The organism is Vibrio sp. 1F253 (assembly GCF_041439295.1).
In the GTDB taxonomy this organism is placed as follows: domain Bacteria; phylum Pseudomonadota; class Gammaproteobacteria; order Enterobacterales; family Vibrionaceae; genus Vibrio; species Vibrio tasmaniensis_A.
Window position 1 is genome coordinate 131,884 of the sequence record NZ_JBGONU010000004.1, and the last position, 15,962, is coordinate 147,845.

Sequence of the window (15,962 nt, forward strand, 5' to 3'; positions counted from 1 at the left end):
TACTGTTTGTATTTTTATACATGGTAGAGTCTTTATGACATAAAAAAAAGGTCTTTTTGACTAAAGTTTGAAGAGGTTTTTTGAAGGGATGCTAGGCACAACAAGCTTTCGCATGTTGGCACCGTTTGTGCAATGTGTCCATTGCGTGTTGTCTATATGACTGAATATCTGACCTATCATTGATTTGAATCAATTAATGCGAATTTATCAGTCCACGTAATTCTCATAAAAATAGTAGCCAAAGAGCTCATTGAGAAAGAATTAATATAAAGTCATCTTTAAATAAAATTAGTCAATTTGACATGAAAGGTCAAAAGACTAAGTGTTCGGAGTAAATCAATGCTAAACAATCTACATATCAACATCATCAAATCGACGATTCCTCTTTTAGAAAGCGCAGGCCCTGCTTTAACTCAACACTTCTATCAACGCATGTTCACGCATAACCCTGAATTGAAAGATATCTTCAATATGACTCACCAAAGAACAGGTCGCCAAGGTGTCGCACTGTTTGAAGCTATCGCGGCTTATGCAAAGAACATCGAAAATCTAGCAGCGTTAACCTCAGCGGTTGAGCGTATTGCACAGAAACACACAAGCTTTAATATTCAACCAGACCATTACCAAATCGTTGGTCTTCACCTAATTGAAACACTGCGTGAATTAGCTGCTGATGCATTCACACCTGAAGTAGAAGAAGCGTGGACTGCGGCTTACCTATTCTTAGCGCAAGTATTCATCGACCGTGAAGCAGAACTTTACCTACAACGCAAGCAAGCTGTTGGTGGTTGGGAAGCTGCACGTGCATTCGTAATTGCAGATAAAATTGAAGAATCAGCATTAGTAACAAGCTTCATCCTACAACCAAAAGATGGCGGTGACGTTCTGGATTATACGCCAGGACAATATATTGGTATCGAAGTGAAACCTGAAGGTGCTCAGTACAGCGAGATCCGTCAATACTCACTATCAGACAAGCCAAACGGCAAGCAGTACCGAATTTCTGTGAAACGTGAAGGCCAAGGTCAAGAAACTCAAGGCGTAGTATCTAATCACATGCACGATACTGTTGCTGTCGGTGATGAAGTTAGCCTATATGCCCCAGCGGGTGACTTCATGTATCAAGAGCGTAGCAAGCCAGTAACGCTTATCTCTGCAGGTGTGGGTGTAACACCAATGCAATCAATGCTTGAGTTCTTAAACAACCAGCAGAAAAACGAACCTGTACTGTACCTTCACGCTTGTGAAAACGTAGGTCAACACTCTTTCACGACTCGCGTTAAAGATATTGTTGCCGATAAAGGTTGGGAAGCGAAAACGTGGTACATGAACAAAGGCGAGTCTGCGTGTGAGAACACACATCAAGGTCAAATGGATCTAGCGTCTATCTCCGATACTAAAGGCTTTGAAGAGAGTGATTTCTATATCTGTGGCCCTGTTGGTTTCATGAAGAACATCGTAGAGCAGTTAGACGCACTTAAAGTCGATCGCTCACGCGTACACTACGAAGTCTTTGGCCCTCACGCCGATTTCTAATCGTAGTCGCCTGATCTATTAATTCCTTGCCTATTCAAAGGCCTCACAGTGTGAGGCCTTTTTTCGTTTGGTTTGTCCAGCGAGAGACAATTGGATATTGGAGTAGGGGGTGATCAAGGTAAGATCTTATGGCGTTCGTTTTAAGAACGCTTAACCTTTTTGGACATGTAATCAGAATCAAAAAACTCAGGCCAGTACATTTTCACATAACCGCCTGCCACCCAAATCACTAGGATGGTCGCGATGGTTAATTCAAAGAAGCCGAATTTATGCAGCCAATACCATTGTGGGTATTCAGCACCGAAAAATGTGGTTAAGCGGTGCATAGCAATGGCGCTGATCACGGACGGGAAGGTGACGGCTGCAATCGAAGGTTGGAACTTCAGACGCATTAGACGGATGTAACATAAGTAAATCAATAGAGTCATGGTGATAGCAATGCCAGCCAATGCTCCTGTCAGAATCGGATCTGGGTTGTCGAAGTTCACCAAGTAAGCGGCTAAAGATAAGTTAACCGGAGCCGCCATGATTGCGAGTGTTGGTCTTGCTCGGCGTGGCAGGTTTCCTTCGAACACCAAGCGATACAACACCACTGGCAGCATGAGGAAATAGATACCGATACAAGTGGCCGCCAGTGTCTCTGAAAAAACGGTGTGTCCAAACTGTGTACCTGCTAAGGAACTGCTGATTAACCCCACGGGATACAGGAACCAACTCGGCACAATGTTCGACATTTTGAAATTGAGGATCTGGAAACTAAAGAACAACACCATCATGGTAAAATGCAACAACAACGCGCAGAACCAGACTGGATAGGCGATTATTGGAGATATCTCGGCCAGATAGTCACATAGAATCAATAACGCCATGCTCATCGGCGCCATCAAGCTTCCACTAAGCGGGTGACGAATGTCATTGATGAAAGTATTAAAGCTGGTGAGATAACGAAGTAAAACGGGCAGCAATAACAGTGCGCCAAACGCAGCAAGGTAAGAACGAATGAGCTCACCAACCCCTGGAAGATATAATGCCCAAGCTTGCCCCAGCCCTATAACGCCAAGTGCTAAAGATGCCTGAGATGGTGGAACATTCTTTACTTGGGTTAATCTTCTCCAGTTCAACGACTTGCTCCACTCAGTTAAATGTAGAACGTATACTCTAATCAAAACGTTCAGTCATGCTCACAATCGGTGTTGTTAGGCATGTAAATAATTTCGTGGATAATAGCAAGTTTAACGTTTGCTTTTAAGGTTTTGATTCGAAATTGATATATAAAGCGCGATGAAAGTGTTTTTGATTTTCTTGAGTGTTCTATAAATATTGAGCTTGGTTTGCTTATTGTAGTAGTGGAATTTGACTGTATTAGTGGAACTTAACGAGTTACGTTTAAGTCCCACATTTGAACTGACGTTTTCAATGCAATTAACGAACTTCCTCTTGCTGAGGGAGATCTTGCTGTCTTAGTTTCTCGTTTTTCAGCGTACGGTTAAGTAGTTGGCTGTAAATTGGCTGACCACCTAACATCTGAGCAATGATTACCGCGCCCAAGCAGGTGATTATCAACGGTAAGATGAGGTAGTAGTTATTGGTCATTTCAATAACCAACAGTATGCCAGTGATAGGCGCTCGCACCGTGGCGGCAAATAAGGCGCCCATGCCGGCAATCGCAAACATACCCGGCTCTATGTTCAGTTCAGGGAAGAATGCAGCCGCGATAAGCCCAAACGCGTATCCAAAGAGTGTTCCTAAGGCAAGCATTGGTGCAAAGATACCACCCGGTGCACCAGAGCCGAAACAAAGTAGCGTGGTGAGCACGCGCCCTAAGAAGATTAACAGCAGCACGTTTGCGCTGTAGTTGCCATTCGTGATGTTCGGGATGATACCAATACCACCGCCAGTCAACTCGGGTATATAGAGCAGCAATAAGCCAAAGCAACCGCCCAGCAGGGAACCTGTCATTAAGTAGCGTTTACGGTCATTCTTGTGTATTGCCACAAACAGGTCTTGCGAAAGTGTAATCAGCTTATTGAAAATCACACCAAACAGGCCGAACAACACGCCTAACAACAAGAATAACCACAGAGCATCCAGTTCAGGCGGTTGGTATTGAGGCATAGTGATAACGGCAGATTGTCCGTTGATTGATCGAAAAACGATGTTGGCTGAAACCGCGGAGATGATGACGGCTTTAATTGATATGAGTGAGTAGCGAAACTGTGGTCTCATTTCTTCTACTACAAACATGATTCCGGCGAGTGGTGCGTTGAATGCTGCGGCCAAACCACCTGCGGCACCCGAAGCCAGTAGTGAATGTCGGGCGTCGTCATCTTTGACTCGAAAGATATCGGTGACCATGCGACCAATACTGCCGCCCATTTGAACGGTTGGTCCTTCTCGTCCTAAAACCATCCCAGAACCTAAGGCGCCCATACCGCCAAAGAATTTTACTGGCAATACTCTCCACCATCGAACAGGGCGCATACCGTCCATCGCCCCTTCAATTTCGGGGATGCCTGAGCCTGCAGCCTCTGGAGCAAAGCGGTGAACGAGGAAGTAACCAATAAAGGCAAATGCAGCACTAATAAGGAAAGCGGCCAGCCAAAGAGGTAAATAGCTACCTATTTCATCTTTAAGCCAATCGGTACGAGTTTCGGTGATGAAATGAACCGCGACTTCGAAATAGGTACCTACCACGCCAGCAAGTACACCTACAATACAAGAAAGAAAGAGAACGGAAGCGGGTGTTTTATCTCTTGAGAGAAATTGATTAATAGCATCCCTTGGCATTTTGGCGAGTAGGGACTGCTTAATTTTCTCTCTTCTGGTCATTGAGATAAGGCTCCTGAATGGGTTGAGGCGGGACTGCAATAAATTATACGCGTCCTCTGCATATCCTATAGCAGCAAAGATGCAAAGTTGAATTTCATTTATGGAATATACGTGTTACATAAATGGAATCTATAGGCAATAGTTGAATCGCCGTCACAATTTTGATCGATTCTCCGGTGGCGGCTTGAATATCCCCAAAAATGAACCATAGTTAAATCGTAAAGCAACATAACGAACCGCAAGGAGAAGTGAGGTTTTACACACAATTTGGATGGATTCAGAATAAAGTTTTAGTTCCTCGTTAAATGTTCAGGTCGATATTTAAGGCTTCCTGATTCGCGAACTCACGATTGAGTAACGAGGGTGAGGCGTACTGAGTAAGTACGCCTTTAGTTCGTCTGGAGCATTCCTTTTTCATAGTTCCCCCCTTTCTAGTGACACTCATACAACTTCTGGCTTAAATCATTCTCCGTATAAACAAGCGATTGGGGTCAATTTCTCCGTGATTGTGTATATACTCCTAAAAAAAGGAGAACTGATATGACCAAAAAAGTTCCTACAAACATAATTACGGGTTTCTTGGGTGTTGGCAAAACGACAGCTATTTTGAACCTGCTCAAAAATAAACCTGAGAATGAAAACTGGGCTGTTCTGGTTAATGAGTTCGGGGAAATTGGCATCGATGGCGCATTGATGACAGATCAAGGTGCTTTGATTAAAGAAGTACCGGGTGGCTGCATGTGCTGTACCGCTGGTGTGCCTATGTCAGTGGGTATTAATGCTTTACTACGCCAGAAGCCGGACCGTTTATTGATTGAACCTACAGGGCTTGGTCATCCAAAGCAGGTTATTGCGACGTTAACTTCAGAGCAATACACACCTTACGTTGACCTAAAAGCGACGCTAGGTTTGGTTGACCCAAGAAATCTGTCGATTGATAAATATACGTCTAATCAGAACTTCAATGATCAATTAGATAGTGCTGACGTGATTATCGGAACCAAAGTAGATTTGGTTCACTCTGAAGATATCGACGCATTCAATGATTGGGTGACGGATCAAACACCTGCAAAAGTGTTCCATAAGCTGATTCACGATGGTGAAGTGCCATTGGAAGTGTTGGACATTGAAAGAGTATACGGCAGTGCTTCCTCTCATATTGAAGCGCATCATCACGATCACGCTGAACAAGAGCCTCAATTCCAACTGCCTCCCGGTGAAGCTTTCATCCGTAAAGAGAATAAAGGTCAGGGCTATTTCAGTTGCGGTTGGCTATTTGGCGCAGAGCATAAGTTCGACTTTGATGCACTATTCTCTATGTTATCGGATCTTACGGCTGAGCGTGTAAAAGCCGTGGTGAATACTGACCAAGGTTGCTACGCGTTCAACGTGGCGAATCAAGTGGTGTCAGTGAACGAAATTACACTGGATGGTTTTGAATCAAGACTGGAAGTGATCGACTCGCAGTTAATGCCTTGGGACGATCTCGAGCAGATTCTACTCAAGCTGTGTGGCATCAAATAGCGCCATTTTTACTGTTTGAACTGATGATCTCGGTGTTTACTTCGTTGAAGGTGGGGTAAACACCAGATTAAATGAGAAAGTTTGCGTCATATCACGATAAATGTGAGATAAATCACTCTAATTACTTTATAGTGCTCGGCTGAAATAAGAATGTAGGCTGTCTGCTTAAGGAACCCGTAACAATGTCATTTTCCTCTCAAGGTTTTGCTCCTGAATTAGTCAAAGCGTTGACTGAGTGTGGTTATGAAAAACTCACTCCAATTCAACAAAAAGCGATTCCAATGGCTCGTAAAGGCCATGATATTTTTGCTACTGCTCAAACCGGTACGGGTAAAACAGCGGCATTTTCATTACCTGTTATCCAACACCTTTTGAACAGCGGCAAAAAGGCGTCTAGAGGAACGGCTCGCGGCCTTATTCTTGCTCCAACTCGTGAGCTTGCTGCGCAGATCGCTCAAAACATTAAAGACTACGTTAAATACACGGAACTAAGCGTTTCTGCGGTTTACGGTGGTAACAAGATGTCTTCACAAGTTCGTCAACTAGAGCTGGGTGTGGATATTTTGGTTGCAACACCTGGCCGTTTAGAAGAGCACTTAGAAGCGGGTAACGTGTCTATCGCAAACCTAGAATTTCTAGTATTTGATGAAGCTGACCGTATCCTTGATATGGGCTTTATCAATGCCGTTCGTAAGATCATGCTAGATGTAGAAACATCACCGCAAATCATGATGTTCTCTGCAACGACTTCTACTCAGTTAAACCAACTGTCTGTTGATATTCTGCGTAAACCAAAACGTATCAGTGTTGAGCGTGAAAACTCAACGGCTGCAACTGTTGGTCACGTGGTGTATCCAGTTGATCAAGAGCGTAAAACAGAGTTACTTTCTGAGCTGATCGGTCGTAAAAACTGGCGCCAAGTGCTTGTTTTCGTGAACTACAAAGAAACAGCAAACGATGTAGTTAAAGAGCTCAAGCTTGACGGCATTAAAGCGGTACTTTGTCACGGTGATAAAGCGCAAAGTGCTCGTCGTCGTGCGTTGGATGACTTCAAAGAAGGCAGAGCGCGCGTAATGGTTGCAACCGACGTTGCGGCACGTGGCCTTGATATCGAAGACTTACCACACGTAATTAACTATGACATGCCTTTCCTAGCGGAAGACTACGTTCACCGTATTGGTCGTACAGGTCGTGCTGGTAAACAAGGTCATGCAATCTCTTTTGTTAACCGCGAAGAAGAGCTGACTGTTGTTCAAGTCGAAAAACTGATTCAACAACGTATTCGCCGTGTTGAACAACCGGGTTATGAACCGAAGAAACGTGATGCTTACATCGAGAAGCTGAACACTAAATCGGCGTACAAAAACCGTCAGGGTCGTAAGAACAACGCGAACGAAGAGCCACAAGATCAAGCAAGCGCTGAACGTCGTTTGACTATGATGAAGCGAATTAAAAACCGTCGTAAGTAAAATTACGGTTGGTAATGGAAAAGAGCCACTGTATTGTGGCTCTTTTTCGTTGTGTCGCTAAATATAAGGTAGCTCCTTAGAAAGACAGCTCAACAAGCTAAACACTTAAATAAAAATAAGTCGATAAGGTAATAATATGGATAGCGCACTACTTTGGGCTTTTATTCCCACATTTTTTTTTGTGTCAATCACGCCGGTATGTGTATGACCTTGGCTTTGACGCTAGGAATGAGTGTTGGATACAAGCGTACATTATGGATGATGATCGGTGAATTGGCTGGTGTTGCGGTGGTTTCCATTGCCGCGGTATTAGGTATTGCATCTATTATGTTTAACTACCCGTGGCTATTTACGGGCTTCAAATTTGTTGGTGCAGCTTACTTGTTCTATCTAGGCGTTCAGATGTGGCGTTCGAGAGGCAAACTGGCGATCAGCACTGACAACCAAACAACAAAAGTCAGCAATGATTGGGACTTGGTGGTTCAAGGCTTCGTGACAGCGATTGCGAACCCGAAAGGCTGGGCATTCATGATTTCGTTACTGCCTCCTTTTATTAACAGCAATAAAGACTTAGCACCGCAGTTGTTGATTTTAGTGTCTATTATTCTGGTTTCTGAGTTTGTTTGCATGACCTTATACGCGACAGGCGGTAAGAGCCTAAAACATATGCTGGGTAAAGCCGATAACGTTAAGTTGATGAACCGTATTGCAGGTACGTTAATGATGGGCGTTGGCGTGTGGTTGTTCGTGAGTTAGCTATGGCTAACGGTATTGCGAACAACGATAACGGTTGAGATCCCCGACTCAGTCGTTCCTCCTTCTCGAGGATGACGGTGCGTGATTTGGTTTGGGGTGAAGAGCAGTTTACAAAGTCGCAGATCATTAGTTGAATCAAAGATCGTATAGAATTTAAAAAAGAGCGATAGGGCATTTGGCCTTATCGCTCTTTTTTGATTTTACTTAACTAGCGAACAGAAACTAGATAACAGTAAGGTTGCTGATCTTAGGTAGATTTGCTTATTAAACCGCGATTTCACCGCCGTCTTCACGACGAATCACAACGGTAGATGCTCTTGGGCGAACATTGCCTTGAGTTTGTGCAGTTGCATCGTCTGATGATGGCCAGTTTGCAGGGTGTTGAATGTTCACGAATAGTGATTTGAAATCTGGGCTGATGGTAAAGCCAGTCACTTCACAACCGTTTGGCCCCACAAAGAAGCGTTTAAGCTGTGCTTGGTTATTTACGTCAATCACCGCGCTGTTGCCTTTGTCATCCGTTAACTGAGATGGAACAACAGCCAGCATTTGATCGTTGGTGTAGCCTGTAACTTCGTCTGCGCCGTTATCTGTTTGAATCCATAAAATACCACGAGCATCAAACGCTAAGCCATCAGGGCTCGCGAATTGGTTCATGTCTGTTAGACCTGAGCGGTTAATTGACTTGTCTTCCACTGCTGGAGAACCGAAGACAAAGATATCCCAATCGAACTCGCCTGCTGTTTTGCCTTCATCCCAACGAATTACATGACCGAACTTGTTGTCTACGCGAGGGTTCGCAGAGTTCGCTTCTTTACGCTTGTTGTTATTAGTCAGCGTAAGGTAAGCCGTCCCCGTCATTGGGTCAACAGAGCACCATTCAGGGCGATCCATTGGCGTTGCGCCTACAAGGTCGGCTGCGCCTGCTGTATTGATGATAAGCGCTGCTTGAGAATCAAATGAATCACCAAGTTTGCCGCCGTTCGTGGTCTTGCTACTCAGAGTTAGCGGTAGCCAAGTGCCTGAACCATCATCGTTGAACTTAGCCACATATAGTGTGCCTTTGTCCATGTACTTGTCACCCGCACTTAGACGGTTACTTGGCTCAGCGTCACGCGGGTCCCATTTCTCTTCAGAAACGAATTTGTACAGGTATTCAAAACGAGAGTCGTGGCCAGAATAGAACACGATTGGCTCGCCTTCGGTCAACTTACCAAACGTACAACCTTCATGACGGAAACAACCCAATGCTGAACGTTTCTTAGCGCGAGAGTTCGCTGTGTATGGGTCGATTTCAACAATGTAGCCGTGACCATGTGCTTCGTTACGGTAGTCATCAATCGGCGAATCAGCGCTTGGTGTTACGTCAAAGCGTGCAAACTCGTCTAAGCGTTCTTGTTGGTTGCCAGAAAGCGTGTCCCAACCGTAACGTGTTTTGTCGGTTGCGATGCCAATACGTTCTTGTGCTGGCGTTGTCTCGCCTTTATTAACAAAATAACCCGGCCAGCTCTCTTCACATGTTAGGAAAGTGCCCCAAGGTGTGTAGCCATTACCACAGTTGTTCAGCGTGCCGCGAGCTTGGCTGCCGTCTTGTGAGAATTTGGTTTTAGTAAACTCACTGTGAGCAACAGGGCCAGACAGGTCCATTACTGTTGCGCCTGTGTAGCGGCGGTTCAGTGGATCGTTATCGACCATCACCCATTGGTTGCCTTCAAGTTTTACTCGAACAACACTCACGCCGTGCGCGTTGATCTCTTTACGTACTTCATCAAGGCTAGGGCGAGCGCCTTCGTTGTATGTTGGGCCGTTGGCGTGCAGCGCTTTTTGGTCGATGTATTCGTGGTTGATCACCAACAAACCGTCGTTACTGTTGCCATCAAGCGGGAAGAAGTGCATGCCGTCGTGGTGCATGCCCAGTGAGTTCGCTTGATCTTGTGCATTGTTGGTTCCATCTTTTAACCAAGCCTTGCCTTGCTTGTTTAGTGGGGTACCCCAAGGAACCAATACTTGTGCTGTATAGCCTTTTGGTACGATGACACTGTCTGTCAAAGAGCCTTTAACCGATTCGAAGGCAAGTGTTGCGGTGCTTTTGTGCGCGCCCGTTGCTTGCATTGTCGTAGCGTTAGCCGTGCTGTGACCCGCTAAACCAAATGCGCCAAAGGCGGTCATTGCACTGATGCCAAGACCGCCTTTCAGAACGTTTCTTCTTGAAAGGTTCGCATCTAGAACTTCTTCGAAGGGCTTGTTGTTACTCTTGTTAAAACGAGTGCTATCAAATGTTTCCTTGCTCATCGGGACTGCTTCCTGTTGGCTGACTTTATTATTCGTTATTCACGTGTAACCAAGCTATTTCTAATGAGTTAATAGTTGGTTCAATGTGTGACCAATCGTGAAGCAGTTAAGTGACAGATTTTTATAGTTTTGATTAAGGTTTTGTTTCTGCAGCACGATTTTTCCCGTTAAGCCTCTCGTGTAATACAAAACTCTTGGGAATTAACGAGGAACTGTGTATAAATGCTTTATCAAACGAAAAGAGAGACAGTTATGAAATTAGATAAAATCGAAAACAAAAATCGTCGCCTACGCAAGAAATTATACCTAGGTGAATTCTCTATTTTAGGTTTTGAAGTAAGCTGCACGACTTCGATTGCTGATTTTGACCAATACGATGTGTTCATCGATGAATTTATCGATTTTATCGACAGCATCGGCCTGTGCTTTGGTGGCGGTGGTTTAGAGCTGTTCGAAGGTTTCTTATGTTGTATTGAGCGCTACCGTTCAGTGACAGAAGCAGAGCAACTGCAAGTAGCGCAGTGGCTTGAAGCTCGCGCAGAAGTAAGCAAAGTTGAAGTAAGCGAACTTGTTGACGCAAACTACGCATTCTAAATTGGTGTTGTTCGGCTAGCTCAGTTGGAAGCGAATAGAGCTTTCCTGAGAGAAGTTTTATACATCAGTGAAAGGCCCAGTCGGTATATCGATTGGGCCTTTTACGTTTGGTCAGCTCAACACCAGACCTCGGGTTTCGAGTGTTGTAGGTTTCTTCGATTTAGAACCTGTACGACTTGTCCAAGGGGGAGCGAGCAACTTGTTGGAGTGTTTGAAGCAGAATTGGAAATATGCGCTTTTTCAATTCGTCCCGTGACTTAGTGCTCTTTACTTAGCGTCGTTTTCTTCGTTCACTTTTGCATAGAAGTGCAGCAACTCTGTGAGCTCTTTAACCCAACCAAATGCTTCTGTCGGTGCTTTCGACAAAATCTTCTCGACTTTGTCACAGTGAGTTTCAAGGCTGATCGCTTGTTCAAGGTTGAACGACATTGCATAGAAGTGCCAAAGCAACAGTCGAGTCATGCGCTCGATGTTTTGCTGTGAGTTATCCGACTCACTAAACGCAAGATTCACTTCACTCAGCGCGATTGCTGTCATTCGCAGCATCGCATCAAACTTCGCTGATTGCATACGCTCTTCATTGGTCACTTCTTCCTGTTCGAACGTAAACAGTTCCGTCATTGCATCTTCAGGGACAAGGCGATGAATCATTCTTAAACTAAATTCTTCTAGTTCTTCACGAGGCATGTTGTTTAAGCAAGTTAAAGTGTAATCGCGTTGCATGGTGTTCTCTTGGATCTGCAAAAAGGTCAGACAGTTTAATGGAGAAGCGAGTTCAGAAAAAGCAGATTTTAGATAAGCCTACGTTTGTAGGCTTATCTATGTACTACAAGCCCTAAAATTGATGTTTAGGGAAACTGTATTTAGGTTTGAACGCAGTATCAGGCTTTGCTATGGCTTGGCGGTTGATATTGCATAGACTGGTCGTTTCTCATGAAAATGTTACTCGCGACCAAGCTGCCAATACAAATTGAACCAAGCGCTAACCAAGTCATCGTATCTGGAATCTCGTTAAACAGTGGGATCGCCAACAAAGTTGCAACGGCGGGTGTTGCACTGCCAAAGGCGGCTGAGCGCTCTGCTCCTAATGTATTGACAGCATAGAGATAAGTGAATGCCGCTATTAAGCCTGCACCGACGCCTTGCACCGCTGAATGTGCGGCAAGCTCTGTGACTGGCCATTGAGCAATTGGTGTGCTCATTAAATGGCTAGGGAGGGTTCCTGTAAGGATAAGGACCAGCAACAGCAAGGTGGAACAGAATGAGATAAAACCTGCACTCACGAGCGCATTAAGGTTGGCAACACGTGCTGAGATGGTAAAAGTCGCCCACATCAAGCTGCCAAACAAAAACAACACGTGACCTTTGGTATATTCAAAGTTGAAGCTGCTTAAGCTACTTCCCAGAAACAACAATATCCCAAGCGAAACCAGACCTAAACCAACGACACGGTGTCGGCTAAGCGGCTGCTTAAAAAAGAGTACCGCGATCCCTGTTACGAATAGAGGAAGCGTTCCCGGAACTAAAGCACTCCCGTGTGATACCGGAACGAACTGCATGGCTGTTCCTGCAACGAGTAAATAAGGTAACCCGCACCCCACAAACATACCGGCCAAGTATCGATTCGGGACAGCAGCGATCGTGCTACGTGCTTTCCACACCAAAGGTAATAGCGCCAATGCTGGTATGAGGAATCGAGTCAGTGCGATGTCTGCAGGTGTTAAGTCTGAATTTGCGCCGCCTTTAAGAGAAAGGAAAAAGCTCGCCCAGATGAGCAGAGTGACAATAATAGATAGGTAGCCAAGCTTCATAATAAACAAGGAAAGTGAATGATGATTAATTATGGGGTACTTGGTGTGCCATAGGTTGGCAAGTTTTGTTCTAACTTGAGTTGTAGTTGATGATTTCTGCTAATATCTTGCCAATTGTTAACGAATTTAACCAATAATTGGTATTTGCTATGGATAGGATTGATAGACATCTTCTTGAGTTGCTTCAGAAAGACGGCAGGCTAACCACCGCTGAGTTAGCTGATGAAGTTGGCTTATCGGCTTCACCGTGCGCGAGGCGCATCAAAAGACTGGAAGAAAAAGGGATTATTGATGGCTACCGTGTGAGCCTGTCACGGGAACAGGTCGGCATCGCAATGAGCGTGTTTGTTGAGGTGAGCTTGAACAACCACCAAGAAGTGTCGATTGATAAATTTGAAAGTGCGGTTGTCGAGATGGAAGAGGTCATCAGCTGCCACGTTGTATCTGGGGCTTATGATTACTTGTTAGAAGTTGTCAGCCCTAACTTGATGGCTTACGAAGCATTTACCAGAAAGCTACAGCGACTCTCCAACGTAAAAGACATACATACCCATCTTGCGATTAGGCAAGTGAAAGGCAATGCGCCACTTCCGGTTTATACGAGCTAACGGTTTATACGAGCTAACGGTTTATACGAACAAACTGTCTATACGAACTAACAGTTTACACCGACTAAGCCGTAGGTAGGTGACACGCTGCCCGATGACATGAGCTGAAAAAGAAATGATTTTATGACTAATAGGAAGTACGGTCGCTATTAACGGCTATCTGACGAATGCGGATACGCAACAATAAAAAACGGAGCACCTCGTGAAAGGTACTCCATATATGATAGGTGCAAAACTTAGTGATACTTAAAGTTAGAGATTGAACAATCCCCGGTTTGAGCGTTGATTCTGAATGAAAAAGCATGTGAATGATAATCCACACCGTCATTCCAAATCGTCTCTCCAAATATCTTACATAGCTCTAGCTCACTTACTGAACCGAACTCTTCCATGTGTTTAGCGACAGATAAAAGTTTACCTCTTATCTCTGCAGTCCCTTCCGTGTTACTCAAGCAGTTGAAAGCCATAGTTTTTTGCATATTACCTAGCCAAAATATTTCTTGTTATTAAGTTATATGAATAATCATGATAACAATTTTCTGGCGTTTGTAAATCTATTTTGTGATGAATATCTCACATAGTCGCTTGCATTGGTCGGAAATTGAACGTCATTGTTGATAGTTACCACATTAGTTTTACAACTTATTGATAAAGCTTTGACTGATTATATTTCTGAATGTGTTGGTTTGTTCGAACTATGATTATTGGGATAATCAAGTTAAGCAAGTGAGTAATCATTTCAGTTTTGTACATCGTTTATCGGTTGGTTTGTGTGGCGAGCTTCGTCAATCATCGTCGCTTCTTTACGGTATTTTGAAGAGAGCTGACGAAATTTTTTACTGAGTGTATAAAGATCTTGCGAGAGTGATTGTGAGCTTTGTACGTGTACCTGTGCACTTTCTGTTTGACGCGGTAGTCTTGCTTTAGCGCAGTGTTTAGCTATGGTTTGCCACGAATGCGTTAGAGACTCCGCTCCATCTAGTTCTGTAGACACAATATACGCCTGTTTTAATAGAACCTCAGAGACATCATAAGCGGTATTCATATGACTATTGAGCTGCACATTAAATCTTTGTTCGTACTTTGCCCAAAGCCCAATGATCTGCTTTTCGTTGAAATGTTTAGATAGCAACGTTTGTGATTCATAGGTCGAGAGAACTTGGTTAAATTCTTTGGTGTATTGATTATAGCGTTCTTCAAATGATAACTGGCGATCTAACAGTGTTTGCCAGTTTTCACGGTCACAATGGTCTGCTAACGCGATATCGGCACTCAGAGGTACACTTATAATGACAACCTTCACCAAAAAATTCATGATTTACCTCTACTTAACTCGCTCTCTATTAAGAGTATAGATGAGCAGCAACATGAGTTGATGTACACTTGAAACATACCTAAAACGGAAGAGCTGGTGGATTTGATGAAAAAAGCGCTGATCGCTTTACTTGTGTTATTAATATTGGGCGGAGGAGGGGCTGCATACTATTTCTTCGTCATGAAAAAAGACCCCACTCCGCCAGAGAAAGAGGAAGCGTCGGCTGTTGAAGTCGCGGCGCAATCTGAATCTGACCTTGCATCCCTCACTACTACTCAGCCTGAGCCAGAACAGACTGAGTTCTACGTTTTAGATAGAAAACTAAAAGTAGTCGAGCAGCCCGAAATTGATGGTTTGATAACCGACTATCTTTATAAGGGTGAAAAGGTCGAACTACTAGAGAAGCAAGGCGAATGGGCTCGTATCTCTGACTATATTGTTTTAAAGGAAGGCGGACCACAGACGGCGGAATGGATTTCAATGTCTGGGCTATCTAGTGATGAAGTGATTATCTCTGAGCAAGAAAACAGAGAGATACTAGATTCATACTTATCTAAATCCGATGATCTGAAGCTCCATCAAGAGAAGTTCCGCAACACGGTAGCTAAACTTATCTCTGAAGGGGAGTGCGACCCAAGTGATTTTGAAGAGTTAGGCGGTTGGGTTAAATCAGTTAAATACAGTAACCGAGATGTTTATTTTATTTATTGTGGTGGGTTGTCTCTTGAAAACAAAATTTATCTAGATGTAAATACTAATGAAACATTCACGAAGTAGGAGCCGACTCCCATTTAATATGGGTATTCGTCACTGACTTTTAATTACTCTATTTTTCCAAGATATTAACTAAAGCCTACTCATAGATTGAGTGGGCTTTTTTATGCTACCTATAATGCTTGTTTTTCTATTTACCCTGCAATTCATATTGAAGATTATATATAACCATCATTAAATATTTATTAATGAGTAATAAGGTCTTTCCTATTATTCTCATGATCAATCATTTCAAATTCCCACATTGCATTCTTCTTGAAATAAGCTGAGAGATATAGGTTTATCTCATATTAACAAAGGCTTATCTGCTTAGTGATAAAACTGAAATTAAATAAACTTTATTAATATCAGAGTTTTGCATTTGTTTACATGTATTTAACATTTCATTGGTTTTGGGATGTAAGTCTAGTTTTTAATCATAATGCGAAAATATTATCTATTTGTAATAATACTT

13 protein-coding genes and 1 pseudogene are annotated in these 15,962 nt (G+C 43.6%); 7 read left to right on the forward strand and 7 right to left on the reverse strand.

Going from position 1 to position 15,962, the window contains the following annotated elements; all coding sequences use genetic code 11:
- The first annotated feature begins 339 nt into the window (after positions 1–339).
- Complete coding sequence (hmpA, locus tag ACED28_RS03625) at positions 340–1,536, forward strand: NO-inducible flavohemoprotein (RefSeq protein ID WP_371709304.1); 1,197 nt, start codon at positions 340–342, stop codon at positions 1,534–1,536.
- 140 nt (positions 1,537–1,676) lie between these two features.
- Here the strand turns inward: hmpA and ACED28_RS03630 are convergent, their stop codons facing one another.
- Positions 1,677–2,657 carry a TDT family transporter gene (locus ACED28_RS03630; protein ID WP_371709305.1) on the reverse strand — a complete coding sequence of 327 codons (981 nt, stop codon included), beginning with the start codon at positions 2,655–2,657 and terminating at the stop codon, positions 1,677–1,679.
- Between the two features lie 301 nt (positions 2,658–2,958).
- Positions 2,959–4,365: a H(+)/Cl(-) exchange transporter ClcA gene (clcA, locus tag ACED28_RS03635; protein WP_029225590.1), complete on the reverse strand. Its 1,407-nt coding sequence runs from the start codon at positions 4,363–4,365 to the stop codon at positions 2,959–2,961.
- A 540-nt stretch (positions 4,366–4,905) separates the two neighbouring features.
- Between clcA and ACED28_RS03640 the strand changes: the two genes are divergently transcribed.
- The 3 genes and pseudogenes from ACED28_RS03640 to ACED28_RS03650 all read left to right on the forward strand — a co-directional run bounded on the left by ACED28_RS03640 (position 4,906) and on the right by ACED28_RS03650 (position 8,114).
- Complete coding sequence (locus ACED28_RS03640; protein WP_102249993.1) at positions 4,906–5,889, forward strand: GTP-binding protein; 984 nt, start codon at positions 4,906–4,908, stop codon at positions 5,887–5,889.
- A 182-nt stretch (positions 5,890–6,071) separates the two neighbouring features.
- Positions 6,072–7,358: a DEAD/DEAH box helicase gene (locus ACED28_RS03645; protein WP_012600498.1), complete on the forward strand. Its 1,287-nt coding sequence runs from the start codon at positions 6,072–6,074 to the stop codon at positions 7,356–7,358.
- Positions 7,359–7,494: 136 nt separating this feature from the next.
- Positions 7,495–8,114: pseudogene (locus tag ACED28_RS03650) on the forward strand (LysE family translocator).
- 264 nt (positions 8,115–8,378) lie between these two features.
- On the opposite strand, the gene ACED28_RS03655 reads toward ACED28_RS03650, so the two are convergent.
- The gene (locus ACED28_RS03655) at positions 8,379–10,406 is read right to left on the reverse strand and encodes a PhoX family phosphatase (RefSeq protein WP_371709306.1); all 2,028 of its coding nucleotides are present in this window, start codon (positions 10,404–10,406) and stop codon (positions 8,379–8,381) included.
- 252 nt (positions 10,407–10,658) lie between these two features.
- Here ACED28_RS03655 and ACED28_RS03660 point away from each other — a divergent pair, with 252 nt between their 5' ends.
- The gene (locus ACED28_RS03660; protein ID WP_371709307.1) at positions 10,659–11,000 is read left to right on the forward strand and encodes a YggL family protein; all 342 of its coding nucleotides are present in this window, start codon (positions 10,659–10,661) and stop codon (positions 10,998–11,000) included.
- 267 nt (positions 11,001–11,267) lie between these two features.
- Here ACED28_RS03660 and ACED28_RS03665 read toward each other — a convergent pair whose 3' ends face one another.
- Together ACED28_RS03665 and ACED28_RS03670 are read right to left on the reverse strand one after the other, a co-directional pair.
- Positions 11,268–11,723 (reverse strand): hypothetical protein, encoded by a 456-nt coding sequence (locus tag ACED28_RS03665; protein WP_029222913.1) that lies wholly within the window; start codon positions 11,721–11,723, stop codon positions 11,268–11,270.
- A 158-nt stretch (positions 11,724–11,881) separates the two neighbouring features.
- A complete protein-coding gene (locus ACED28_RS03670; RefSeq protein ID WP_371709308.1) occupies positions 11,882–12,811 on the reverse strand; it encodes a DMT family transporter in 930 nt (309 codons plus the stop codon).
- A 149-nt stretch (positions 12,812–12,960) separates the two neighbouring features.
- Here ACED28_RS03670 and ACED28_RS03675 point away from each other — a divergent pair, with 149 nt between their 5' ends.
- The gene (locus ACED28_RS03675) at positions 12,961–13,419 is read left to right on the forward strand and encodes an Lrp/AsnC family transcriptional regulator (protein WP_102250017.1); all 459 of its coding nucleotides are present in this window, start codon (positions 12,961–12,963) and stop codon (positions 13,417–13,419) included.
- A 236-nt stretch (positions 13,420–13,655) separates the two neighbouring features.
- Here ACED28_RS03675 and ACED28_RS03680 read toward each other — a convergent pair whose 3' ends face one another.
- The gene (locus ACED28_RS03680) at positions 13,656–13,898 is read right to left on the reverse strand and encodes a hypothetical protein (RefSeq protein ID WP_009845471.1); all 243 of its coding nucleotides are present in this window, start codon (positions 13,896–13,898) and stop codon (positions 13,656–13,658) included.
- 260 nt (positions 13,899–14,158) lie between these two features.
- Positions 14,159–14,734 (reverse strand): hypothetical protein, encoded by a 576-nt coding sequence (locus ACED28_RS03685; RefSeq protein ID WP_012600510.1) that lies wholly within the window; start codon positions 14,732–14,734, stop codon positions 14,159–14,161.
- Between the two features lie 96 nt (positions 14,735–14,830).
- Between ACED28_RS03685 and ACED28_RS03690 the strand changes: the two genes are divergently transcribed.
- Positions 14,831–15,511, forward strand: a complete 681-nt coding sequence (locus ACED28_RS03690; RefSeq protein WP_371709309.1) for an SH3 domain-containing protein — start codon at positions 14,831–14,833, stop codon at positions 15,509–15,511.
- Positions 15,512–15,962 lie beyond the last annotated feature (451 nt).